A 24,883-nucleotide genomic window follows, 5' to 3' on the forward strand; every position below is an offset into this window, starting at 1 on the left:
CCGATGGATAATCTCCAGGAACTCCTTCACGGCTTCACCATCGCGGTCACCGTGCCGCATCTGGCCCTGATGGCCGTGGGCGTGCTGCTCGGCATCCTCGTCGGCGTGCTGCCGGGGCTGGGTGCGCCGAACGGTGTGTCGCTGCTGCTGCCGTTGACCTTCGGCATGCAGCCGGTGTCGGCGATCATCCTGCTTTCCAGCATGTATTGGGGCGCGCTGTTCGGGGGATCGGTGACCTCGATCCTGTTCAACATCCCGGGCGAGCCGTCCTCGGTCGCGACGACCTTCGACGGCTATCCGATGGCGCGGGACGGCCGGCCGACCACAGCGCTGGCCACCGCCTTCGGCTCGGCGGCGTTCGGTGCGCTGATTGGCGTCATCCTGATCACCTTCCTGGCGTCCTGGGTGGCGCAGGTCGCGCTTGCCTTCGGTCCGCCGGAATATTTCGCGGTCTACTTCCTGGCTTTCGCAAGCTTCGTCGGCATGGGCGGCGCGGCGCCGATCAAGACCGTGGTGGCGCTCGCCATCGGCTTTGCCATCGCCGCTATCGGCATCGACACGGTGTCCGGCAGCGTTCGCCTCACCATGGGCGTGGACGAGCTGGTCAAGGGCGTCAACTTCGTCGTCGCTGTGATGGGCCTGTTCGGCATCGGCGAGCTGCTGGTCGCGGTCGAGGAGGAATTTCACGCGCGCGCCGTCTCCTCGAAGATCGACTGGCGCGAGGTGTTTCGCGCCGTCAGCCGCCTGCCACGGCACGGCGTTGCGCTGCTGCGGAGCGCCGCGATCGGCTGCTGGATGGGGATCACGCCGGGTGGTCCGACCGCGGCATCCTTCATGAGCTACGGCATCGCCCGCCGCTTCTCGCGCCGCGGCCGCTATTTCGGCACCGGTGAGGTCGAAGGCATCATCTCGCCGGAGACCGCCGATCATGCCGCCGGCACCAGCGCGTTGCTGCCGATGCTTTCGCTCGGCATTCCCGGCTCGGCGACCGCGGCCGTGATGATGGGCGGACTGATGATCTGGGGTCTCAATCCCGGACCGATGCTGTTCGTCGACCAGAAGGATTTTGTGTGGGGCCTGATCGCCTCGATGTATGTCGGCAACATCGTCGCGGTCGCGCTGGTGCTGCTGACCGTGCCGGTGTTTGCCGCGTTGATGCGAATTCCCTTCGTGATCATCGCGCCGCTGATCGTGATCATCTGCGTCGTCGGCGCCTATTCGGTGTCGAACTCCTATCTCGACGTCGTCATGATGCTCGGCTTCGGCGTGGTCGGCTATCTCTTCAAGAAACTGTTCTATCCGTTGGCACCGCTGGTGCTCGCCATCGTCATCGGCGACAAGGCCGAGGATGCGTTCCGGCAGTCGATGCTGATGTCCAAGGGATCGCTCGGTATCTTCTTTGCCAACAAGCTGGTGACCTGCCTGGTCGTGGGCGGCATCGCGCTGCTGCTGCTTCCGCTGGTGCTGCAGCTGGCGCGGCCCTTCCGCAAACCCAATTCGCCCACTGCCGAGACGCCCGCCCAAGAAAAGGTGATCATATGACCGCAAAGCCGCTCATTGCGCTGGCAATGGGAGATCCCGCCGGCATCAGCCCGGAGCTGACGGCAAAGCTCGTGGCGCTGGACGAGATCCGCAGCCGCTGCCGCCTTGTCGTGATCGGCGATCGCCGCATCTTCGACGCGGGCGCACGCGTCGCCGGCGCCACGCCGGAGCTGACGAAGGTGGAGCAGGGGGCCGACTTTCGCGCGGCGAAAGGCGAGGCGCTGTTCGTCGATCTCGGCCATCTCGACCCCAAGGAGGTTGAACCGAAAACCGCGACCCTTGCCGGCGGCAGGTTCGCGCTTGCCAACTACCGCCACGCGCTCGAGCTTGCCCGGGATGGCCGCGTCGACGCCGTCTGCTTCACGCCCTTCAACAAGCAGGCGATGCGGTATGCCCGCGCCGACTACGACGACGAGATTGCATTTTCCGCGGAGGTCGCCGGGCTCAAGACGCCGGCCAGCGAATTCAACGTGCTGGGCGAGCTCTGGAATGCGCGGGTTACCTCGCACATTCCGCTCAAGGATGTGGCTGCAAAGCTCTCCGGCGATCGCATCCAGCGCGCGTTGAAACTCACTGATGCCTGCATGCGCAATGCCGGCTTTGCGCGGCCGCGGATTGCCGTGGCAGGCCTCAACCCGCACGCCGGCGACGGCGGCAATTTCGGCCGTGAGGAGATCGATGTCATCGCGCCGGTGGTGGAAGCCGGCCAGCGCGACGGCATTGCCGTGGAGGGACCGTTTCCGGCCGACACCGTGTTCCTGCGCGCCAAGGCCGGCGCCTTCGATGCGGTGCTGACGATGTATCACGACCAGGGCCAGATCGCGATGAAGCTGATGGGGTTCGATCGCGGCGTCACCTTGCTCGGCGGCTTTCCGTTTCCGATCTGCACGCCCGCGCACGGCACCGCCTACGACATCGCAGGCCAAGGCGTCGCATCGACCGGCGCCAGCCGTGCGGCGGTGCTGCTTGCGGCCGAGATGGCGGCGCGGCGTAGGGGCGACGCTTGAGCCGCCCCTTGCCGCAGTGCTGAGAAGCTACTGACAGACGTGCATCAGGCCGTCACCACCTTTGAACGTGGTGCCGGGATCGCACACGATGCCATTGCGCGCCTTGTAGTCAGTCCACCCGTTGTGGCCGTACCACGGGGCGCTTCCGGAGTAGGCGCGCTGCAGGTAGAACGGGCTGGTCTCAGCCGGCCCGGAATAATAGGCGTTGGCGGCAAGGGCATTGTTGCCGACATACGGCCCGTTCCCGTAATAGCCGTTGTTGTAGGGATCGCCGAAGGGTGAGGTGGCCGCGGCGACGGCGGCCGTCGTGCCCACCACCGCTGCGCCGGCGAGGCCGGCTCCAACGGCAGCGGCGCCGTAGCCATAGTTGCCCCGCCGATACTGACGCCGTGCAACGCCGGCGACGCTGACGGGTGTCAGCGGACGGCCGACACGCGCCTGAGCGCTGTCGATCGACAACACGGGGCCGCCTTGTCCGGACCAGCTAAAGGACAGCAGTGCGGCACACACAAAGGTTGAGGCCCCGATCGCAATATTTCTCGGACGCAAACAAGTCATGGATTGGCTCCACGGTTTCCTGCCCGCGGATGGCGTTGCGCCTGCCTGCGGCTCGCGCATTGCGCTAGATCAAGGTTGCCGGGAGGATTTCCGAACAACGCCAACCATGCTGACGTGCCGCGTCCCGGATCGCGCCGTTAAACCGGCCACGATCTAGACCGGGCCGTGCGAGCCGGGCGGTATCATGTAGAGCGTCATGGCGAAGATGGCATAGATGAACAGCAGGAGCGCGCCGATGAACCATGCCGATCGTCCGCTGTTGGTGACGAAGCATGTCACCACGGTCGCAATCATCACCATGGTCACCGCGCCGCGCCAGAATTGGAGATCCATCGGGTGCGGTCCGATGAGATAGCTCAACAACACGAGGACCGGAGCAACGAACAGGGCGATCTGGGATGCGCTTCCAAGCGCGATGCTGACGCTGAGGTCGAGCCGGTTGTGACGGGCCGCCGAGAACGCCACCGCCATCTCGGCCGCTGCTCCCACCAGAGCGACGACAACAAAGCCGACGAAGGCCGGGCTCATGCCGAGCGTTTCGGCCGCTTTCTGCACGGATTCCACGAAGATCTCGCTGACGATCGCGACGAGCACGGTTACGACCAGCAGGGTCGGGACGGCAATTCCGATCGGCAGCGCGGGCCCGCCCGTTTCGCCGTGATCCTCGCTGGCAAACAGCTCCTTGTGGGTCTTCATCGAGAACAACAGGCTGAGGCCATAGGCCGCAATCAGCAGGATTGCCAAGGCGGTGCTCAACCGCTGCACCGCGCTTTCCTCTCCGGCGAAGTCGAGATCGGCGATGGCCGAGGGCGAGAGCAGGGCGATGGTCGCCATCAGCAGCAATGCGGAATAGAGCCTGCCGCCGGCGCGGTTGTACTCCTGCGTCGGAAATTTCAGTCCTCCCAGCAGCAGGGAGGCGCCGAGCATGAACAGCGAGTTGGTGACAATCGCGCCCGCGATGGAAGCCTTCACCAGCATGTATTCACCGGCCTGCAACGCAGCGATCGCGATGATGAGTTCGGTCAGATTGCCAAGCGTGGCATTCAACAGCCCGCCGATCGCGTCGCCCGTCCGCTCGGCAACCGCTTCCGTAGCATGGCTGAGCAGGCTCGCCAGCGGAATGATGGCAATGACGGCCAGCACGAACAGCAGGGTATGAGCATCCGGCCTGACCTGCGCGAGGACGATCACCACCGGCACGAAGACCAGAAGCCAGAGCAGTGGGTTGTGCCGGATTTCCTTGAGCAGCAGATTCATGCGCCGTCCTCAACGGGAATGCATCGAGCCTGCCGTCCGGGGGGACGTCAGACTTGATCTAGCTCAACGATCGCGGTCGGCCGGGAAGAACTGGAAACTTCTGCCGTCGAGCCGAGTTGCCGATCCGACAGACCTCGCCACATCGGAGCTGGACCATGGCCGAGCAGGTGCCCCACGCGGCAGCGAGAATTGCCTTCGCCGTCGCGCTCCTTGCCCTAGCGGCCGCGCCGGCGTTCGCCGCCGGGATGGACGCGGCCGCGATCGGTTCGGCTGAACCATCGAAGAAGACCCTGTCGAACGAGAAGCCGACCCCGGCGGGCGTGCGTCTGCAGGTGCTGCTGGACAGGGCCCATTTCTCGCCCGGCGAGATCGATGGCAGGTTCGGCGAGAATGCCAGGAAGGCGCTGCGCGCCTATGCGGAAGCGCGGCAATTGCCGAGCTCGGATGAATTGACGGATGACGTCTGGAAGGCGCTGCAGGCGGACACGCGGCCACCCATGGCAACCTACACCATCACCGATAAGGACGTCGCAGGCCCGTTCCTGCGCAAGCTTCCAGCAAAGATGGAGGCGATGAAGGACATTCCGACGCTCGGCTACACCAGTCCGCGCGAAGGATTGGCCGAGAAATTTCACATGAGCGAACAGTTGCTCGCCGCGCTCAACCCCGGGCGGCACTTCGACCGTGCCGGCGAGACCATCGCCGTCGTCGACACCAGCGACGGTGGGAGCGCTGCACCTGCCAAGGCCGACAGGGTCGAGATCGACAAGAAGCGGCAGACCGTCAAACTGCTCGACAAGTCGAACGCGCTGATCGGTTTTTATCCCGCCAGCGTCGGAAGCGAGGAGAAGCCGTCGCCATCAGGCACGCTGAAGGTCACCGAGATCGATCCAAATCCGACCTACCGCTACAATCCCGCCTATCATTTCAAGGGCGTTCATGCGCGAAGACCCTTCAAGATCAGGCCCGGCCCGAACAATCCGGTCGGCACGATGTGGATCAACCTGTCCGCCGACGGCTACGGCATCCATGGCACGCCGTCGCCGCAAAATATCTCGAAGGGGCAATCGCACGGCTGCGTTCGTCTCACCAATTGGGACGCCGAACGCGTCGCGGCCAGCGTCGCGAAAGGGACGCCGGTCGCGTTCGTGGAGGGCGGATGATGCCGGCGCCAGATCTCTAGATGCCCGTCAACCAGGTTGCGAGCGGCGTCTTTCCGAGCCGCGCCTCGCCGAGCGGGACGAGCGTCGTGTCGTCGATGGCGACGCCGTAATACTGCGCCTTTCGGTCCCCCACCACTTGGCGGCCGTCACCGGCTGCCTTCAGGCGCCGCGCGACGAATTCATTGAAGGGCGCCTTCTCGGGACCTGCGATGTCGATCGTGCCGTTCAAGGGCCGTCCCGTTGCGACCTCGGCAAGGCTATCTGCGACGTCGACCGATGCGATCGGCTGGAACAGCGCCGAGGGAACGACGATCTTGCCGTCGATCACACCTGCTTCGCCGATGGCGCCGAGGAATTCGAAGAACTGGGTGGCGCGGACGATCGAGTAGGGGATCGGCGAGGCCTTGATGACGGTCTCCTGCGCGAGCTTGGCACGGAAATAGGCGATGTCGGGCGAACGGTCGGTCCCCACGATCGACAGCGCGACATGATGCTTGACGCCAGCCTTGGCTTCGGCAGCGACCAGGTTCTGGCTCGAACGTTGGAAGAATTCGAGCACGGCGGCAGGCTCCCAGGATGGTGAATTGGCGACGTCGACGACGACATCCGCGCCGGCCAGCACTGTGGTGAGACCTTCCCCTGTAACGGCATTCACGCCGGATTTCGGTGAGGCCGCGATGACCTCGTGGCCTTGCTGCTTGAGCTTCGCAACGAGCTGGGATCCGATCAGCCCGGTTCCGCCGATCACGACGAACTTCATGGCGTGCCTCCTCGACATTGGGGAACGTGAGTTGACCAAATCCAGCGGATGCTCACGCTCTCGCGTTGGCGCGATCCATCTTAACAGAGTTGCTGGGTACGCTCTCGCCTGTCACAGACAAAACATGCCGGAAATGCGCGAGAGACGTGCGTTCCGGGAAAAATGCGGTGAGGGATCATTTGCGATCTGCTGGTCTCTATCCAGTTGCCGCCAGATAGAGCTGCGTATCAAAATAATCCGACGCGCGCTGTGCGCCGGTGACACCGGCGTCCGCCATGAAGAAGTCGCTGGCCTGCTGCAACCATTTCAGCACGGTGCCATCGGCATAGAGCCGCCGCCATTCGCGCGCGGAATAGAGCTTTTGCGCCTTGAAGGCTTCAGCGATGTCTTGGGGGCGCGATGGCTTGTAGTGAACCGGGAGCGCCTCCGTGGCAGCGGCCGGATTGCGCACCATGTGGTCGTTCGCGTCGACCCAGGCGCGGATGATCCTGCTCAGGACCTCTTTGTTGTCGGCATAATAATCCAGCCGCGCCGCCCAGCCGCCGAGCACGGCGGATTGCGGATAGAAGGCGGAGGCGTCCACCAGTTTCACGGCGTCAGGCAGTGCCTCGCGCACGGCGACATTGAATGGCACCCACAGCGCCACGGCCGGTACCTGGCCGGCGATGAACGCCTTGACGGCATCGGGCATGCTGGCGTTGACGATCTCCACCTCGGACGAGGCGATGTTGTTGGCCTTCAGCGCGCGGTCGAGAAAGATGTGCGCCGTGGTCTTCATGGTCGTCGCGATCCGCTTGCCCCTGAGATCGGCGAACTTGTTGATTCCGAGCGACGGCCGGACCCAGAGCTGCGCGGTCGCAACCTCGATGTCATTGATGAGAAAGCCCCGGCCGCGGCCGAGCGCGAGGTAATTGGAGATGACACCGCCCGCCGAAGCGACATCGGTCTTTCCGCGCATCATCGCTTCGAACACTTCAGGCCCGGTGTTGAACTCGTGCAGCTCGAAATCGATGCCCTCCCGATCGAACGAGCCGCGATCCAGGCCGGTCCAGATATGCCCGTCCACGGCGACCACATGGAGATAGCCGAGCCGGACTTTTCTGCGCGCCTGCGCGATGGCGGGCACCCCAAGTGCCGAGGCGCCGGCTGCAGCCGCGCCGCTCAGCAGCAATCGCCGGCGGTTGATGGGGCGGGCGCTCATGCCGCTGCTCCCGAATTGCGGGCGGTGCCGCGAAAACGCTGGGCGTGAAACTGCGCGATGCCGTCCTTGGGATAGTCGTGCAGGAAGCCGGAGAGTCGGACCAGGGTGGTGTCGGCCGCGCCGTCCTGCGCAATCGCGGCAAACACCTCGTCCCAGCGCTGGCACATGATGATCTCGGCTTCGCTCGCCTGCGCCAGCTCGCCGCGCAGCTCGCTGACCTCGATCGGCTCGGCAAATCCCTTCGGCGTGATGCTGTCGACGCTGCGCAACAGGAACGCATGGCCGACGCGTGCGCGCACCGCTGCGCTGACCAGCACGCGCGTGCCGTAGTTCTTGTTGAGGCCTTCCAGCCGCGAGGCCAGGTTCACGGTGGCGCCGAGCGCGGTGTAGTTCATCCGGTCACTGGAGCCGACATTGCCGATCACGGCATCTCCGACATGGAGGCCGTAACGCGTGTCGTAGGGCGGCCAGCCCTCGCGCCGAAACTCCTTGTTGAGGGCCTCGTTTGCCGTAAGGCATGCCAGCACGGCGCGGCAGGCGTTGACGGTGTGATCAGGGTCATCCGCGGGCGCGTTCCAGAACGCCATCACGGCGTCACCAATGTATTTGTCGATCGTACCCCGGTGCCGCATGATCTCGTCCGAAAGCGCTGCGAAATAGCGCGAGGTGAAGATCATCACCTGCGATGGGTCGGCCCGCTCGGTCTTGGCGGTGAAGTCGGCGACATCCGTGAACAGCACCGTGACCTCGCGCCTGCTGCCGCCGAGGCGGAGCGACGAGCCGGTTTCGATGAGCTGCCGCACAATCGGGCGCGGGATGAAGCTGGCAAAGCTGCTGACCACGCTCCGCATGGTGAAGACCGAGCGGCCGAGCTCCTCGATCTCGGCAATCGCGGAGTGGATGCGCGGCCGCTCTGCGATGTCGAAGCGCTGGATGGCGTCAGTTTCCTCGACCAGCTTGCGGAGCGGCTGCGCCATCCGCGATCCCAGCCAGAACGCGAACGGCAGCGTGGCGCCGACGAAGGCCAGCGCCAGCGCGAACAGCGCGCGGCGCTCGCCGATGATCTGGGCGTAGAATTCGTCGAGCGGCGCGATCATCGCGAGCCGGACATTGGCCGAGCCGGCCGTCTCCAGCCGGTGCACCGCTGCGACATAGGTCCGGCCCGACGCATCGGCGAAGAATTGCTGCGCTGGCCCGCCGTTGCGCCAGGATCGGATGATCGGGACCAATGCGGGCAGCTTGAGCGCGCCAATTTGTGGCAAATCGTCCTGCCGCTCCGGGATCTCCGCCATCAGGCGGCTCATCTCGGGATGACCGACGATGCGCTCGGCATCGTTGAACAGGAAGGCGAGCCCGGATTGGCCGAGCTTCTGTTCCCCCAGCATGGCCTCGAACCGGTTCAGCAGCACGTCGCCGGCGACGACGCCGCGGCGTCCTTCCTTCAGGGGCGTTCGCAACGTGTAGCCGGGCTCGCCCGTGGCGTAGAACACGTAGGGCCCGGTCAGCAGCGTCTTGTCGTTCTTGAACGCCTCGACATACCAGGGCCGCTGCCGGGGATCGTAGCCGGTGGGGCCGGGGACCTCGGCGACCTGGATCAGGTTCTCCGACAGATATTGCGTGACCGGCGCGGCGCCTGCCGTGCGTGAGATCACGACCAGCCGGAACGCCGCATCCTGATCGACCCTCAGGCTGGCGCGGAACGCCGGCTTGGCGCGGTCGATCACATCCATCTCGATGAACGAACCGTCCTCATAGCCGACATAGAGGTTGAACAGCTGCGGGTTGTTGCGCAGCATCGCCGCCATCAGGCTGTAGAGCCGCGTATTGTCCGCGATGTCGGCTTCCTGGATCGGCGTCAGGCCGGACAGGATGTCGAGATTGTCGCGAACATTCTTGAACTGTTCGTCGACATGGTCGGACCCGAGTTGCGCGACCTTCTCGATGAAGCCGCTCGCCGCCGTCCGCGTGATCGAAGTCACGCGCTCGAAGCTGAGATAGACCAGGGTCAGGCCAACAAGCAGCACGACGGCCACGAACACCGTGATGATCGATGTCTGGAAGCCGATGCTGAATGGGCGCTTTCTGGTCTGATCTCCGGGCATTGGCGCTGCGTGACGCCTCCGTCAATACTTTCGAACGATGGGCTTGGTCGCGGCTGGCGGCGAAGCGGCCTGGGAGAGCGAGAAGGTCACCCAGGTCGACCAACTGCTCGGCCGGTTCTGGACCTCGAGATCCTTGTAGCCGCGGACGTTGAGATAGCCCTGATAGCCGTCGGACATCGGGATCATGAAGCCGATTTGTGGTCCGATGCCGACCGCCTGTCCGCGGAAGCCGCCGAGCTTGGCGCCGGGGCCGCTGTCGTCGGTGAGCTGCTGGAAGAAATAGCCGGCGATGCCGACATGGACGGTCTTGCTGACGAACTGCGAGGCGGCCCAGTCGACATGGAAATCGATGCCGTTCTGGTACTGCAGCGCGCCGTTCATGAAATTATAGGTGAGCCCGCCGACGACCGAAAATTCATGGCCGCTTTTGGGGTCGAGATAGGTGTAGCCGGCGCCGGCGTCGACCGCGGGGAAGCCGAAGCTCAAATTGGCGAGCCGCGTGGAGTCGTAAGTCCCACTCGGGATGTTGCCGGTGATGTAGACCATCTCGTTGTGGACGCCCTGGTTCCATTTCAGCGTGCCCTGGTAGAACACGTCGGTCAGCGTGGTGCGGTTGTCCGAGACGCCGCCCGAAATGGCGTTGCCACGCGGGCCGGTCAGCGTCGCATCGATGCCGACACCGATGTTGCCGGGGGCGGTGAGCAGCGTGAAGGCGGCCTGGCCGCCGAGCACCGGCATCGCCGAGGTGTAGGTGATGCCTTGCACGAGCACGTCGGCATGCGCGTTGAGGCCGGCCGTCACCGAACCGGGAATGCCGCCGCTGGTGACGAAGTTCTGCCCGGCGCCGGCCTTCTCGTTGAGATGGATGTAGATGGTCGAATAGGCCCACCCCGGCGCGACCGGAACGGCGGCGAGGCTGCCGAAGATGCCGGGGAGCCAGAAGCTGACGCCGCCGGAATCGGCGAGGGCAGGCTGGGCGGTGAAGCTCATCGCCGCGAACGTCGCCGCAAGCGTGGTCTTCCGAAAATGTCCCGTCATGTTGCGTCTCCTTGGTCCCATCAAGTCATCCACCCGAGCAAGTCCAATCGTCCCTCAAAGCCGTCGTCATGGCTCATCTACTTCGTGGCGCCTCCGATCGTGGTCGCGACCCGCTCGACGTCGGGCAGCTTCCAGCTGTGATCGAACAGCGGCTTTTCCGGCCCGTAGAGGCGGAACAGCAGCTCGAACTTGCGGGCAGGGTCGGTCGGCACCCAATTGGCTTCCTTGCCGTCGGGCGCCTTCGGGCCGAAATAGACATCGACCGAGCCGTCGGCGTTTTTCTGGATGCCGGGACTGATCGAGGCGCGGCTGGCGCTCGGCATGTTGCGCACCAGCGCATGCGTCTCGCGGTCGTAGACGGTGGCCGACCAGTATTGCTTGACCGGCGCGTTGGCCGGTACCGTCAAGCGATAGGTGGCGCCACCGTCAAACGGCTGGCCGTCCTTGTCCTTGTTCGACATCAGATAGAACTGGGCGGTACCGAGCCGCTTGATCCCGGTGAAGCCGAGCGTGTAGGTCACGCCCCGCGCATCGACCGGGTATGCATTCGGATCGGCATATCCGCCGCTTGCAGCCTTCACCATTTCAGCCACCGCAGCCGGGAACCAGCGGATTCCCGGATTGATCGCGGGGAAGCCCGCGTCATAGATCTGCGCCAGGATGGCGTGGGCCTCGCCCGCAGCCTGGTCCAGCAGCACGATGGTCTTCGGGTCCGGATCAAACGGCTTGCCTTTCACGATGCCAATGGTTGCAAGCTGATCGATCATGGCGCGGTCGCGATCGAGCCATGGTTCGCTCTGCACGACGCGGTCGAGGCCGCGATAGAATCTTGAATCATACGGGATCGTCGAGTCGAACAAGACGTCATAGGCGTCTGTGAAATTGGTCGCCGGCGGCTCCTTCGCGCTCGACAATCGATAGATCTTGATCTGCTTGCCATAAGCGACCGATTTGGCGACGTCGGCATCGGCATGGCTGGCGAGATTGGACCGCAGCAGCGCGAAGCCGCTGAATGTGTCGGACTGCAGCGGAATATAGCCAGCGGGCACAGCGCTTTTGTAATCGGGCGGCAGGATCAGGTATTTGCCACCTTGGCCCTTGTCGGCGCCTTCAGGGCCGGCGTCCTCCAGCGGCATCTGCCAGGCGGTGACGATATTGCCCGCGATCGAGCCGCCTTGCGCCGGCGGGATCTCCAGCACGATCGGTCCGTCTTTCACGTTCCAGAACGACATGAAATAGATCGAGTCAGGGTTCGGCGTCAGCGTCTGGTTCTTCCAGTTCACTGGCTTCGACCAATAGACGATCTCGTTGACCTTGGCTTTCGTGCTCCTCAGCATCGCCTGAAGCATCAAGTCGGTATTCACCGCCGGCATGGCCCAGATCATCGCCTCGACGGCGCGGCGATGGATGTTGCGCGCGGCGAGCTCATCCGGGGAGGGAGTCTGGGCCTGTGCGCTCAAAGCCACCAATGCAGCAACGGTGGCTCCGGCGATGACTCTCAACATGTGGCACTCCCTCAGAACGGATTGACGTAATTCAGGATCGCAAGCTGGCGCAGCACCACACGTCGAACGATGTGCGCCGGCTTGACATGGTCGGTGTAGATCGCCGCCGTGCCTGCGCTTCCTGCCGGCAGGCGCCTTGCGAAATCGGCATCGTCGAGCCTGACGCGGACGACGAACGGCGCCGCCTCGATCGCCCTCGGCAGCACGGCTGTGCCCGACGTCTGCGTCTGGCCCGGCGCGATCGCCTGCAGCACGCTTTCGACCTTGCCCGTAAAGATCTGGCCCGGGGCGAATTTGAAGGTGGCCTCGACCTCCTGGCCGGGCGCGACGTAACGCGCGTCGATCTGGTTGATCTCGACGCCGATGATGGTCGAGGAGGTGTCGATGAACGCCATCACCGGCGACAGCGGCAGGCTCGAGACGCGCGCGCCCTTGCGTAGCGCGAGGTTGGTGACGTAGCCGTCGGCCGGCGCGCGCACGGTGGTCTTGTCGAGATTCCACTGCGCGGCCTCGAGCTGGCCGGACAATTGATCGGCCTCGGACTGGCGCTGCTCGACGTCGAAGCCGCGGCCGGCGTCCTTTTCGTAAAGTTCGGTCATCTGGCCGAGCCGTGTCTTCGCGAGCTTGAACTGGGCGTTGATCGCCTTCACTTGTGCCGCGTAAGGTGTCGGGTCGATCTTGAACAGCACGTCGCCGGACCGCAGCGGCACGTTGGCGACGACGGGGACGTCGGTCACTTCGCCCGCGACGTCAGGCACGATCGAGACCGCGTTGCGCACCACCAGCGCTGCGCCTTGCGGCGCGCCCCAGCCCATCGGGATCAGCAAGCCCAGCAGCACCAGCACCATCACGATCGCCGGTGATACTTTCCAGAACAGGTTGAAGCGCACGACTCTGAAATGTACCAGCAGGAACAGCAGCACGAGGTAGATGTTGAGGATCGCGATGGCCATCACGCATCTCCTGCCTTGCGCGATGGCACGTCGACATAGGCCCAGATGAAGGCGAGGGGCCATAGCGCGAAGCCGAAGAACAGCGTGATCCAGCCCGCGACCGCCACTGCCTGTGCGTAGGGATGGTTGCGCGATTTGGCGATATGACCGGGCAGCCATCCGGCGATGCAGATCACGGCGACGCCGCTGGCGAGCAGGATCACCAGCACGATCCAGGCGAAGATGTCGTAGCCGCTCATGATGGCCGCCCCGGTGTCATTGGCGCGCCGCCGTCACTGGCAATAGTCCCAAAAGCCCTGGGTGCGGGACGGATCGGTGTAGTACCAGCACATGCCGGGCGCGGGGGCTGCACCGGCCCATGCGGCCGCCGTTGCCGCGGTCACGACGCCGATCGCGGCACCCGCGGCAATTGCGCCGCCACGCGGCCAGCCGTACCAGCCCGGCCGTGCCCAGCCGCCGCGTCCGGCAACCGCCGTCGTGCTGCGAGCTGCGACGTTGCCCCGAGGTCCTCTGACGACGGTGGTGCCGCGATAGGCCGCGCCGCGCGGACCGACGGCGGCACCGCCGCGATGAACGACCGCACCGCCACGGGGGCCCACTGCCGCCCCGCCGCGGCGACCCGCCGCGCGGACCTCGATGAGGTCGGACGACGCCGTGGCGTCGTGCTGGATCGCGGTCGGTTGAAGCGGGGCCGCCGATAGCGTCGCCGGCGCTATCGTTATGCCGCCGGCGAGAACCAGAATGCAGCCTGCCAGTCGTGCCACGTCGGTATGCTTAGACATTGTGTACCTCTTCTTGCTCTTCTGCCTATTGCCCGTCAGATCCATCACCGGTTTCCCGTCATTGCGCCGCTCCCGTGCTGCCGCGGTCGGACGCGAACACCGTCTTCCAGTCTTTCGCCATGTCGACGACGGTCCAGCCGCGCTGGGTGGCCTCGTCCCAGGCCTTGTCGAGCTTTCCGACCTTCGACTGGCGGTCGTAGGCGTATTCGCGTGCGGCGTCGGTGTGGTGGACGATGCCGAGGAAGCGCGCACCGGAGCCGGCCGCGGTCCATTGCAGCATCTGCTGGTCGCCATCCGAATTGCCGAAGGCAAGGATCGGGCGGCGGCCGATGAAGCGGTTGATGCCCGACGGCTTGCCGGCGCCGTCGTCGATGAATTCGACCTTCGGCAGCTTCATCAGCACAGGCCGGCCGTCGGCGCCGATCTTGAACTGCGTGACGCCGGACGAGCCCACGACCTGCTCCGGCGGAATGCCGTAGGCCTTCTCGGCCCAGACCCGCATGAATTCGACGCCGCCGCCGGAGACGATGAAGGTCTTGAAACCGTTCGCGCGCAGATAGGCGAGCAGCTCCACCATCGGCTGGTAGATCAGCTCGTCGTAGGGCCGGTTGAACCGCGGATGCCGGGCCTGCGCCAGCCAGTCGCCGACCGATCGGGCGTAAGCGTCCGTCGTCATGCCGCTGTGCGCCACCGCGAGCAGGGTGAGCATTGCCTTTTGGCCTTGCGCGGCGAAGGCGTCCTTGTCACCGGCGAGGAACGCCTTGAACGGCTGCTGCTGCTTCCATTCCGGATGCTGCGGCGCCATCGCCTTGACCTGGTCGAGCCCGAACGCGAACTGGAAATAGATCGGCTGCTCGCACCACAGCGTGCCGTCATTGTCGAACACGGCGATGCGCTCGGCGGGCGGCACGAAGTCCGGGCCGCCGTCGCGCGTGACGCGCACGACGAAGTCGGCAATCGCCGATTTCGCCGCGCCGTCGTTCCAGGAGGGCAGGAGATCGGCCGGCTGCGCCATCGCAACGGCGATGCCGGCCAAACATGCAAGCAGCAAAGCAGCGAGCCGTGCCATCATTGCATCTCCCCTTCCATCCCTCGCTCCGGCTATTGCGGCTTCATGCGTTCGAGCTCGTTGAGCCGCTTCAAGGCCGCCTGCTGCCGAAGCAGGCCGTAATTGATGCCGCTCGCGTTCAGCGAGCTGCCTTCCTGATAGGGGAACTGGTCGAAGTCGGAGAAGAACTCCTTGATCTTCCCTTGCACCGGCACGATCAGCCACATGTTCCGGGCCAGAAAGTCGATCGCTCCGCCGCCATCCTCCATGCCGCGCTCGTAGGGGTCCATGCGCAGGTTCGCGATCAGCGACCATGCGGGAATTTCGCGGGTCGCGGTCGCGATATTACCCTTGGAGGCGGTGGCGAAGCTCAGCTTCCAGTCGTTCCACCTGATGGCGTTGAGATTGCCGCCTTGGTCGAAATAGTAGAGCGCGTCCCGCGGCGGCGTGGTGGTCTCTCCCTTGAAGAACGGCATGAAGTTGTAGCCGTCGAGATGAACCCGGAAGCTTTTGCCGCCGGCGCCGGCGAATCCGGTCTTCATCTTCTCCTTGATGTCCGGGATCCCGGCAGCGGCGCAGAGGGTCGGGAACCAGTCGATCAGCGAGATGATCTCGTTGTATTGCGTGCCGGGCTTCACGACGCCTGGCCACCTGACCATCATGGGAATGCGCATGCCGCCTTCCCAGGTCGTGCCTTTCTCGCCATGGAACGGCGTCTGCGCGCCGTCGGGCCACAGCGCGAGTTCGGCGCCGTTGTCCGTGGTGTAGAGGACGATGGTGTTGTCGGCGATGCCGAGATCGTCCAGTTGCTGCAGCAACTCGCCGACCATGCCGTCATGCTCGACCATGCCGTCGGCATGCATACCCTTGCCGGTCTTGCCAAGCGACGACGGCTTCAGATGCGTGAAGACATGCATCCGCGTCGAATTGAACCAGACGAAGAACGGACGGTTGGCGCGGACCTGACGTCCGATGAAATCCTTGGCGCCGCCGAGGAACTCCTCGTCCACCGTCGGCATCCGCGCGGTATTCAGAGGGCCTGTGTCCTCGATCTTGCCGTCGGCCGATGTCTTGAGCACGCCGCGCGGGCCGTACTGTTTCCGGAAATTCGGATCCTTCGGATAGAAATAGCCCTCCGGCTCTTCTTCCGCATTGAGGTGATAGAGATTACCGAAGAATTCGTCGAAGCCGTGCTTGGTCGGCAGATGCTCGTCGCGATCGCCGAGATGGTTCTTGCCGAACTGGCCGGTGGCATAGCCTTGCGTCTTCAGCACGTCGGCGATCGTCGGCATCCAGTCCTGGATGCCATGGGGATCGCCGGGCATGCCGATCGTGAGCAAGCCGGTCCGGAACGGCTCCTGGCCGAGGATGAAGGAGGCGCGGCCGGCCGTGCAGCTCTGCTGGCCGTAGGAGTCCGTGAAGATCGCGCCTTCGCGCGCGATCCGGTCGATGTTGGGCGTGCGGTAGCCCATCATGCCCATGGTGTAGGCGCTGATCTGGGGAATGCCGATGTCGTCGCCGAAGATGACGAGGATATTGGGCTTGCGTCCGCTCGGCGGCGCCGCGGCGGGTGTTGGCGACGGCGCAGCCTTCTGCGCCTGGGCAACGGCCTGTGAGGTCAGCGCGGCCGTCGCGACGATCGACGATGTGCCGAGCAGAATCGCTCGGCGATGAATGGCTCGCGCGGTATCGGAGGCGGAATCCGTGCTGAGGTCTTGCCTTGTCGTTTCACTGCTCATTTGACGCTCCCGGTTACACAAGGGTTGTTTTCGCTGGTGACAACGAGCTCCGTTCTGGTGCTGCCTGGTCTTGACGTGCTTCGCTCATCTGGCGGGCCTCCTGCGGTCATGCGCAGGCGTGGAAGTCCCGGCCGGATTGATCGATGGGGGCAGGCCTCTGCTGCGGCCGTGCCTCGCGCGCGGTCGCAGATCGCGGCGCGCCGCGGTCAGATGGCGGATCATCTCGTTGGGCGACCAGGGAGCGGCGTTGCCTCCCTTGCCATAGAGCGTGCGCTCGAGCGCTCCGATCTGCGCGTCGAGCACCGGATCGCCTGCGGCCGCGCGAAACGCCGCGGCGGTGCTGTCCGGGGCGGCCTTGAGGTGCGGCAACCAATCGAGCAATGCGAAATAGGCCCGGCTTGCGTCCCGGCGACCGATCGCGCGGCGAAGCTGGTGGAATGCAAAGGCCTCCGACCGGCGGTAGGCGTCCCGGCGTCGTCGATGATCGGCGCTCGCTCGCCGGATCGCGCGGGGCGCGATCAGGCCGAGGCCCACAGCAATGATGGCTGCGAGCAGGACGATCAACCAATGGTCTGCGAGGACGTCGCGAATGCCGGCCCAGGTCCAATTGCGGCCGGATTGGCCGACAGGCCGCTCGCCTGTCATCCCGGGAGTTGCGGCAACGGTGAAAGCCAAACCGTCGAGATGGATCCGCTCGACCTTGCCGCCGGCCACGTTCCACCAACCGATCTCGATCGCGGGCAGCGCATAGGTGCCGGATCGTTCCACCATATAGGTCGCGGACTCGATCCGGGTCGCGGTCATGACGTCGGTGCGCGCCTGCGTCTTGTCCTCGAGCTGAGACTGTGCCGGATAGAGCCGCAGGCCATCGACCGCCGAAAATTGCAACGGGGGTAGCAGCATCGCCGGTGTCCCCTCGGCGGTGATCGTCACCGTCAGGGTGACGGCGTCGCCGGCCCTGAGCGGGTCGGATGAACGTTTGATCTGCTGTTCGGCAACCAGCTTTTGGGCTGACACAAACGGACGGAGTGCGGCGGCCGCATCCGGAATGAAGGCCTCGAACGACACACGCGGCAGCACGACGCTCAGCTCACGCGTGGCGGGAGGGGCGGCGGCGTATTTGATGCTGACGCTCTGGTCCGCAATCGCATAGGTGCCGGGCTCCTGCGGCGAGATGGCATATTCGTACTGCACGCCGGCATAGGACACGCCGTCGCGCTGCTCGGTGGTATTGACGCTCTGCAGCTGCCGGGTCACGGCATTGCGGACCTGGAAATCGGGCAGCTCGGGCGGCGAGGTCATGTAGTTGGGCGCGAGCACGGCGATCCGCAGCGTCACGGGCTGTCCGACCACGACACGTGCCGGATCGGCCGTCACCTGCACGATCGGCTCCGCGGCGACCGGCTCCTGCGCGAAGGCGTGCGGTTGCAGCAGCAGCGCGGCGATCCAGACCATGGCTGATCCGATCCATCGTGTCATGGCGCGGCCGTTCGCTGCGCAGGCGCTGCGTCCTGGATCGCGAATTTCAGCTTGAGGAAATCGGCCGGCGAGGTCTGGACCTGCCGCATCCAGGCTTCGGCCGCGCCTGCGGTGGTGACGTCCTGCGGCGTGACGGTGATCCTCTTGCCGCCTTTCTGGTTGGGATCGATGCGCGTCTCGTCGGCCTTCTCGTCCGGCGGCGCGGAATCGTCCTGCTCCTGCTTTCGGCGCTTCGCCTCCGCCGCCTCCAGCGCCGCCTGAACGATGGCGCGGTTGGTCTTTGCTGCGGCGTTGCCGGGCTGCGCCTTCAACACCTCGTCGTAGGTCTTCAGGGCCTTTTCATAGGCGTGGTTTTGCGCCTGGGCATTGCCAAGCGCGAATTTGCCCTCGAGCGTATCGACGCGCGCGAATTCCTCGGCGGCTGCGATGAAGTCATAGCTGCGGTAGGCCGCGATGCCGCGCCACATCGGATCGGCGAACAGATTTTGCGCAGCCCGATACTCGCTGCGGTCGAACGCCAGCCGTCCCTGCTGGTCAGGCGTCAGCCACAGGCCGGTGAACCCCGAGGATCCCTCGGCGCGCGACGGCGCCGCGTGCGAGACGATGCAGAGAGCCAAAATCCAGGCCACGGTCGTGCCGCGCCGGAACCAGAGCAGGCTCAGCAGCGCCAGCAGCGGCAGCAGCCAATAGCCTTCGTCGCGCCATTGGGTTCCGAACGCATCGCCTTGCGCGGCCTGAAAACGTGTCTCGATCCGTCGCTCCAGCCGCGCAATGTCGGAGCCGTCGATGCTGACCTTGATGGCATCGATGCCGGCCGGCAGCGCAGAATCGTCAGCGCTGACCGCAAGGACGACGAGGCTGTTGCGCCCGGCCGCTTGCTGCATGGCGGCCGCATCGGCAGTGCCGAGATCGTCGGCGACAAGGAGGATGGTTCCGGCGACGGGTTCGGTCGCCAGCGCGTCGACCGAAAGGGCGATTGCGGCGGCCACATTCATGCCGTCCGTAGGCATCAGTCCCGGAGACAGCGCGGCCAGGAATGGCGCGATCACGGAGCGGTCATCGGTCGGCGGCATCACAAGATGCGCGGTGCCGGCATAGGCGACAAGGCCGGTCCGGGCACCGGCGCGGGCCGCCAGCAGATCGCTGACTTTCTGCTTGGCGCGTTCGAGGCGCGACGGCGCGATATCGGTCCCGCCCATCGAGGCGCCGACGGCGAGTGCGACCATCAGTGGCGCCTTGTCCTCGACAAAGGGCGGCAGCTCCCGCCGCCAGGTCGGTCCGGACAGCGCGACGATTCCGAGCGTCATGGCGGCAGCCACCAGATAGAGCGGATTGACGTGGCGTCCCTGCTGCGGCCGCACGATCAGGTGCGTGAGGAGATGGGGGGCGATCACGCCGCCCCATTGCGCGCTCGCGCTTTGCCGGCGCAGCAGGACGACCAACACCACAGCGAGCGGGATCAGCGCGAGCAGCCAGAGCGGTCGCAACAGATGGAAGGACATCGTGGCCGCGTCATGCATGGCTGACGCTCCTCATCCGACGCCACTCGCTGCCGAGCAGGAGTGCGAGCCACAGCAGCAGGCCAAGCATGACGGCCGCGCCAAGCGGCCACTGGAACAGCGGCAATTTCGGCCGCCACGACAGGGTCTGAAGTTTCGCCGGCGCCAGCCGGTCGATGTCGGCGTAGATCGCCTGCAGCTCGGCGCCATCCTCGGCTCTGAAAAAGTGCCCGCCCGTGGTGGTCGCGACGCGCTGAAGGACCCCGAGATCGACGCGGTTTTCGCCGGAAGCGGCGGGATCGCCGACACCGATCGTGTAGACGGCGACGTCGTTCTGATGGGCGATGTCGGCGGCGTGCTCGGGCGGCACGCGGCTCGCGGTATCGTTGCCGTCGGTCAGGAGGACCAGCAGCTTCTGCTTCGCCGTGCTGGCCGCGAATGTCTTGATGGCAAGGCCGATCGTGTCACCGATCGCGGTCTGCTGGCCGGCCATGCCGACTGCGGCCTGATCGAGCAATTGCTGCGCCGTTTGCAGATCCTGGGTGAACGGCACCTGCACATAGGCCTTGGTGCCGAACAGGAGGAGGGCGACCCGGTCGCCCTTGCGACGGGCAATGAAATCACTGACCACGCGCTTCACGCCGTCGAGACGGGTCAGCACCTTGCCGTCGGACGCCTTGAAATCGTTCTGGTCCATCGAGCCCGAGATATCGATCGCCAGGATCAGGTCGCGCGCGGACACGTCGCGCGTCACTGCGTCGCCGACCCATTGCGGGCGCGTGAGCGCGATCACCAGCAATGTCCAGATCGCCACGGCGGCGATCATTTGCACGGCCCGGCGTTCCAGGATGACCGCGCCCCGCTGCGGCGTCTGTCCCGTTGCTGCGGCGAGCCTGTCGAAGAACGGCACCTGGATCGAGGCCTGTCGCGCCCGGTACGGCGGCAGCAGCCACCACGCCAGGATTGGCAGCGGCAGCAACAGAAGCAGCCATGGCCAGGCGAATTCAAGCATGGTGCCCCCTGATCCAGAGGCGGACGAGCCGAAGCAGCGATTGCAGCTCGGCCGGTTCGGGCGGTATTTGCTGATACGGATCGCTCGCGAGCAGGCGGCCCACGCCATGAGAGAACTCCTCGCCGCCATAGCTGCGATCGAGGAAGGAAAGCCATGCCGGCCCGATCAGGGGCGCGACCTGCGCGCGCGGGAAGGCGGCCAGCGACGTGCGCCGCACCAGCACGGTGAGCCTCGACAGCAGTTCCGAAGGCCCCGAATCGCCGGCATGCTCGATCCGCGAAAGCTCTGCGAGCGCTTCGCGGCGATAGCGGTCAACGCGGCGCCGATGCACATAGCGCCACACCGCCGCAACCATCGCCAGCAGCAGCAGGCCAATCGCGAGCCGCGCCTCCCAGGTCTGTGGCCAGAGGCTCACCTCACGCGGCAGCGGGACGTCGATCAGGCCGGCGACAGGATCTGCCGTTGCGGATGGAGCTTCAGCCAAGGGCCGCCTCCGTCCGGTTGTGGCGGGTACCACCACCATGGCGCGCCGAGAGGCCGCCGAGCAGGCGGCGAAGTTGTGCGGCTGTATCCTCCGCGGCGCTTAGCGGCAGCACGGGGATTCCGAGTTCATGCGACCAGTCGAAGATAACCTTGAGGCGATCCTGAGTGGCTCGCGATACATTGTCGCGAACGCTGTCACGGCCGACGTCGAGCCTGATCTGCAATTCGCCGTCGGTCACGGTCATGGTGGCCGAAGACGGCAGATCGCTTTGCAGGGGATCATGGACCAGCACGGCGATCACATCATTGTGCCGCGCCATGTCGGCGACCATGCCCCGCGTCGTCTCGTCGGCGCCATCGAAATCGCTGATGATGATCACGGCCGCATCATGGGGCGCGCGACGCCGCGCGCGATCAAGCGCGGCATTGAGCATCGCCGGCGCGGAGACGAGACCGCGCCCGACACCCAGCGCCTGGTTCTGAGCGACGATGGCGGCGAGGATCTGGAGCACGTTCGCCCGGCTGCGACGCGCCGTCACCTCCGTGATGCCCTGGTCGCCGAACACCACGCCGCCGATGCGGTCGCCGACGCCAAGCACCCGCCAGGCGCCGATCGCGGCTGCCTCCGCGGCGGTCACCGATTTCATCGCGCGTCGGCTGCCGAAGAACATCGACAGGCGCTGGTCGACCACGAGGATCGTTTGCCGGTCACGCTCTTCGTTGAAGACACGGATATGCGGCTTGCGCAGGCGCGCCGTCACTTTCCAGTCGATCGAGCGGACGTCGTCGCCGGCGCGATAGTCCCTGATTTCCTCGAAGTTCAGGCCACGGCCGCGCATGCGTGAAGCAAAGCGGCCCGAAAGCAGGCTGTGGACCGGCTGACGCGGCAGGAACGAGACCCTGCGTCCGCGGTATTCGAGCGCAATCAGGTCGTCGAGATCGACATAGACACCTGGCAGTTTGGCTCCTGGCAGTTTGGCTGATGTCTCGGGCATGTCGGCCTCAGGCTGCCGCGACGAGCTCGGTGATCTTGTCGATCACCTGGTCGGGAGTGACGCCCTGGGACACTGCCTCGTAGCTGAGGATGATCCGGTGCCTCAGGCAGTCGTGGACGACGGCGCGAACATGGTCGGGTGTCACGAAGTCGTACTCGTCGAGCCATGCGCGGGTACGGGCGCAACGGTCGAGCGCGAGGCTGCCGCGTGGACTTGCGCCGACCTGGATCCATTTGCTCAGGCGCTCGCCATAACGGCCGGGGAAGCGCGTCGCGGAGATGACGTCGACCATGTATTTCTCGGCGAGGTCCGAGACGAAGATGCCGTCGATCTCGCCGCGCGCATTGAGAATTTCCTGCTGCGGGATCGGTGGCGGCTCGGTGGCGTGGTCCTTCGGTGCCTGTGCGTTTTCCGCGCGGTTGAGCCGGATGATTTCGGCCTCCGTCGCTTCGTCGGGATAGGTGATGACGACATGCATCAGGAAGCGGTCGAGCTGGGCTTCGGGAAGGGGGTAGGTGCCTTCCTGCTCGATCGGGTTCTCGGTCGCGAGCACCATGAACAGATCGGGCATCTTGTAGGTCTTGCCGGCGACCGTGACCTGGCGCTCTTCCATGGCTTCGAGCAGCGCGGATTGCACCTTGGCCGGCGCACGGTTGATCTCGTCGGCCAGCACCAGATTGGCGAAGATCGGACCCTTCTGAAACTCGAACTGGCCGCCCTTGTCGGTCTGCACGTAGATTTCAGCGCCGGTCACGTCCGATGGCAGCAGGTCGGGGGTGAACTGCACCCGCGACAGGTCCGCGGCCAGATGCTTTGCCAGCGTCTTGACTGCGCGCGTCTTGGCGAGGCCCGGCAGGCTCTCGATTAGGAGATTTCCATTGGCCAGAAGCCCGATCAGCATGCTCTCGACGAGATGATCCTGGCCGAGCACGGACTGGCCGATGCGTGACTTGAGATCGAGCACGGCGTCACGCGCCGCCGAGCGGTCGGCGTTCGCGGGTGCCTTGAAGGCCGCTGCTCCTGCCGTTCCGGATTCCGACATGCTCTTCCAGTCTTTTTGAGAAACCACCGGCCGGCATTTCACCGGCCGATGCACGGCGTATTTCTTAGTTCTTGCCCGAGTTCGCCGTGGTCAGTTTGTCCATCACGTCACTGACGGTGAAGCTCGCTGCCTTTGCGCGTGGTGGAAACTCCTTGAAGCTCTCGATGTATTTCGCGACGATCGCTTGAGCCGGGACGAACATGAAGGCGCGGTGGGCCTGCCAATCGGCGTAGTAGATGCTGTCGGGGCCCCGCTCGAACGGATCTGCCCGGAGATTGTAGAGATTTGGCCCGCGTAGCTTGGTGAAGTTGCCTTGCCAGACGCCAAGCGGGGTTTGTGGATTCACCTCAGTGTGCTGCTCCATGAAGGTGATCTTCCACTCGCGGATGCGGAGGGCCATCAAGTCGCCGTCGTCACTCCAATACATGAACTCCTTGCGCGGCGATTCCTTTGCGTCACCCTTGAGGAACGGCAGCAGGTTGACCCCGTCGAGATAGACCTTGAACGTCTTGCCGTTCAGCGTTGAGCCCTTTTTCAGCTTCTCGACGAGGTCGGTATCGCCATTCGCTGCCGCAAAGGTCGGGATGAAATCCTCATGCGCGCAGACATCGTTGATCACGGTGCCCGGCTGGATGACGCCCGGCCAGCGCATCAGGCAGGGAACGCGGAAGCCGCCTTCCCAGTTTGTCGCCTTCTCGCCCTTGAACGGCGTGGAGCCGCCATCAGGCCAGGTGAAGGCTTCGGCGCCGTTGTCGGTGGTGTAGACGACGATGGTGTTGTTGGCGACGCCGAGATCATCCACGAGCTTCAACAGCTCGCCGACCATCCCGTCGTGCTCCACCATGCCGTCGGGATAAGTGCCGAGCCCGGTCTTGCCCTGCGACTCCTTCTTCAGATGCGTGAAGATGTGCATCCGGGTCGAGTTGAAGTAGCAGAACCACGGCTTGTTGGCCCGATGCTGGCGGTTGATGAAATCCTTCGCCGCTCCGAGGAATTCCTCGTCCACAGTCTCCATGCGCTTGGTATTGAGTGGTCCGGTGTTCTCGATCTTGCCGTCGCTGGTGGCCTTGAGCACGCCGCGCGGCCCGAACTTCTTGCGGAACTCGGGATCCTTCGGATAGTCGGGGTTCTCCGGCTCCTCCTCGGCGTTGAGATGGTAGAGATTGCCGAAGAATTCATCGAAGCCGTGCGCGGTCGGCAGATGTTCGTCGCGGTCGCCGAGATGGTTCTTGCCGAACTGACCGGTGGCGTAACCATAGGTCTTGAGGACGTCGGCGACGCTTGGATCCAGCGGTCCAAGCCCGAGCTCGGCGCCAGGCAGGCCGACCTTGGTCAGGCCGGTGCGTATCGGTGATTGTCCTGTGATGAAGGCCGCGCGGCCCGCCGTGCAACTCTGCTGGCCGTACCAGTCGGTGAAAACAGCGCCTTCCTTGCCGATGCGATCGATATTGGGCGTGCGATAGCCCATGATTCCCAAATTGTAGGCGCTGACATTGAACCAGCCGATGTCGTCACCCATGATGAAGAGGATATTCGGCTTGCTGCCCGAATTGGACGATGACGCAGCGGGAGCCGCCTTCTGAGCCTGCGCGAATGCATCGGAGGTCAGCGCCGCGGCCGCGACGAGCGAGGATGTTCCCAAAAGAAGGTTTCTGCGATCGATCGACTTGTCAGCCCGCGACTGGTTTTTGTTGTTCTCCAATTCGCCACTCATTCCT

At 64.9% G+C, this 24,883-nt stretch carries 22 protein-coding genes; 3 read left to right on the plus strand and 19 right to left on the minus strand.

The annotated features are described in order from the left end of the window. Positions 1-3: 3 nt before the first annotated feature. Both NLM32_RS23585 and NLM32_RS23590 read left to right on the plus strand, forming a co-directional pair. Entirely contained in the window at positions 4-1,542 is a 1,539-nt protein-coding gene (locus tag NLM32_RS23585) for a tripartite tricarboxylate transporter permease (RefSeq protein WP_254131263.1), read from the plus strand. After that, on the plus strand, positions 1,539-2,549 hold the full coding sequence (locus NLM32_RS23590) for a 4-hydroxythreonine-4-phosphate dehydrogenase PdxA (protein ID WP_254131264.1): 1,011 nt from the start codon (positions 1,539-1,541) through the stop codon (positions 2,547-2,549). Before NLM32_RS23585 ends, NLM32_RS23590 begins: the two co-directional genes overlap by 4 nt. Positions 2,550-2,576: 27 nt before the next feature. Here NLM32_RS23590 and NLM32_RS23595 read toward each other — a convergent pair whose 3' ends face one another. Continuing rightward, on the minus strand, positions 2,577-3,107 hold the full coding sequence (locus tag NLM32_RS23595; protein ID WP_254131265.1) for a hypothetical protein: 531 nt from the start codon (positions 3,105-3,107) through the stop codon (positions 2,577-2,579). Positions 3,108-3,260: 153 nt separating this feature from the next. Continuing rightward, positions 3,261-4,364: a calcium/proton exchanger gene (gene cax, locus NLM32_RS23600; protein ID WP_254131266.1), complete on the minus strand. Its 1,104-nt coding sequence runs from the start codon at positions 4,362-4,364 to the stop codon at positions 3,261-3,263. A gap of 155 nt (positions 4,365-4,519) precedes the next feature. Between cax and NLM32_RS23605 the strand changes: the two genes are divergently transcribed. Continuing rightward, positions 4,520-5,527 (plus strand): L,D-transpeptidase family protein, encoded by a 1,008-nt coding sequence (locus NLM32_RS23605; RefSeq protein ID WP_254131267.1) that lies wholly within the window; start codon positions 4,520-4,522, stop codon positions 5,525-5,527. A 16-nt stretch (positions 5,528-5,543) separates the two neighbouring features. On the opposite strand, the gene NLM32_RS23610 is transcribed toward NLM32_RS23605, so the two are convergent. From NLM32_RS23610 to NLM32_RS23690, 17 genes are all read right to left on the minus strand, one after another. Next, complete coding sequence (locus NLM32_RS23610; RefSeq protein ID WP_254131268.1) at positions 5,544-6,287, minus strand: SDR family oxidoreductase; 744 nt, start codon at positions 6,285-6,287, stop codon at positions 5,544-5,546. A 196-nt stretch (positions 6,288-6,483) separates the two neighbouring features. Beyond that, a complete protein-coding gene (locus NLM32_RS23615; protein WP_254131269.1) occupies positions 6,484-7,488 on the minus strand; it encodes an ABC transporter substrate-binding protein in 1,005 nt (334 codons plus the stop codon). Continuing rightward, complete coding sequence (locus NLM32_RS23620; RefSeq protein WP_254131270.1) at positions 7,485-9,590, minus strand: adenylate/guanylate cyclase domain-containing protein; 2,106 nt, start codon at positions 9,588-9,590, stop codon at positions 7,485-7,487. The genes NLM32_RS23615 and NLM32_RS23620 overlap by 4 nt, the downstream gene beginning before the upstream one ends. Positions 9,591-9,611: 21 nt before the next feature. Continuing rightward, the gene (locus NLM32_RS23625; RefSeq protein WP_254131271.1) at positions 9,612-10,628 is read right to left on the minus strand and encodes a transporter; all 1,017 of its coding nucleotides are present in this window, start codon (positions 10,626-10,628) and stop codon (positions 9,612-9,614) included. A gap of 77 nt (positions 10,629-10,705) precedes the next feature. Then, positions 10,706-12,133, minus strand: a complete 1,428-nt coding sequence (locus tag NLM32_RS23630) for a DUF1254 domain-containing protein (RefSeq protein ID WP_254131272.1) — start codon at positions 12,131-12,133, stop codon at positions 10,706-10,708. Between the two features lie 11 nt (positions 12,134-12,144). After that, on the minus strand, positions 12,145-13,086 hold the full coding sequence (locus tag NLM32_RS23635) for an HlyD family secretion protein (RefSeq protein ID WP_254131273.1): 942 nt from the start codon (positions 13,084-13,086) through the stop codon (positions 12,145-12,147). Continuing rightward, a complete protein-coding gene (locus NLM32_RS23640) occupies positions 13,086-13,325 on the minus strand; it encodes a DUF3302 domain-containing protein (protein WP_254131274.1) in 240 nt (79 codons plus the stop codon). Before NLM32_RS23640 ends, NLM32_RS23635 begins: the two co-directional genes overlap by 1 nt. Positions 13,326-13,358: 33 nt before the next feature. Continuing rightward, positions 13,359-13,868: a hypothetical protein gene (locus NLM32_RS23645; protein WP_254131275.1), complete on the minus strand. Its 510-nt coding sequence runs from the start codon at positions 13,866-13,868 to the stop codon at positions 13,359-13,361. Positions 13,869-13,926: 58 nt separating this feature from the next. Beyond that, a complete protein-coding gene (locus NLM32_RS23650) occupies positions 13,927-14,940 on the minus strand; it encodes an HAD family phosphatase (RefSeq protein ID WP_254131276.1) in 1,014 nt (337 codons plus the stop codon). A gap of 29 nt (positions 14,941-14,969) precedes the next feature. After that, positions 14,970-16,655: an arylsulfatase gene (locus NLM32_RS23655; protein ID WP_254131277.1), complete on the minus strand. Its 1,686-nt coding sequence runs from the start codon at positions 16,653-16,655 to the stop codon at positions 14,970-14,972. A gap of 84 nt (positions 16,656-16,739) precedes the next feature. After that, complete coding sequence (locus NLM32_RS23660; RefSeq protein ID WP_254131278.1) at positions 16,740-18,134, minus strand: BatD family protein; 1,395 nt, start codon at positions 18,132-18,134, stop codon at positions 16,740-16,742. After that, the gene (locus NLM32_RS23665) at positions 18,131-19,654 is read right to left on the minus strand and encodes a VWA domain-containing protein (protein WP_254131279.1); all 1,524 of its coding nucleotides are present in this window, start codon (positions 19,652-19,654) and stop codon (positions 18,131-18,133) included. The genes NLM32_RS23660 and NLM32_RS23665 overlap by 4 nt, the downstream gene beginning before the upstream one ends. Continuing rightward, on the minus strand, positions 19,647-20,645 hold the full coding sequence (locus tag NLM32_RS23670) for a VWA domain-containing protein (RefSeq protein WP_254131280.1): 999 nt from the start codon (positions 20,643-20,645) through the stop codon (positions 19,647-19,649). Before NLM32_RS23670 ends, NLM32_RS23665 begins: the two co-directional genes overlap by 8 nt. Then, on the minus strand, positions 20,638-21,129 hold the full coding sequence (locus NLM32_RS23675) for a DUF4381 domain-containing protein (protein ID WP_254131281.1): 492 nt from the start codon (positions 21,127-21,129) through the stop codon (positions 20,638-20,640). Before NLM32_RS23675 ends, NLM32_RS23670 begins: the two co-directional genes overlap by 8 nt. Then, on the minus strand, positions 21,122-22,123 hold the full coding sequence (locus tag NLM32_RS23680) for a DUF58 domain-containing protein (RefSeq protein WP_254131282.1): 1,002 nt from the start codon (positions 22,121-22,123) through the stop codon (positions 21,122-21,124). The genes NLM32_RS23675 and NLM32_RS23680 overlap by 8 nt, the downstream gene beginning before the upstream one ends. Before the next feature lie 7 nt (positions 22,124-22,130). After that, positions 22,131-23,165 (minus strand): MoxR family ATPase, encoded by a 1,035-nt coding sequence (locus NLM32_RS23685; RefSeq protein ID WP_254131283.1) that lies wholly within the window; start codon positions 23,163-23,165, stop codon positions 22,131-22,133. Positions 23,166-23,229: 64 nt separating this feature from the next. Then, a complete protein-coding gene (locus NLM32_RS23690) occupies positions 23,230-24,879 on the minus strand; it encodes an arylsulfatase (protein ID WP_254131284.1) in 1,650 nt (549 codons plus the stop codon). Between the last annotated feature and the right edge of the window lie 4 nt (positions 24,880-24,883).

This window comes from Bradyrhizobium sp. CCGUVB14, assembly GCF_024199935.1.
GTDB lineage: Bacteria > Pseudomonadota > Alphaproteobacteria > Rhizobiales > Xanthobacteraceae > Bradyrhizobium.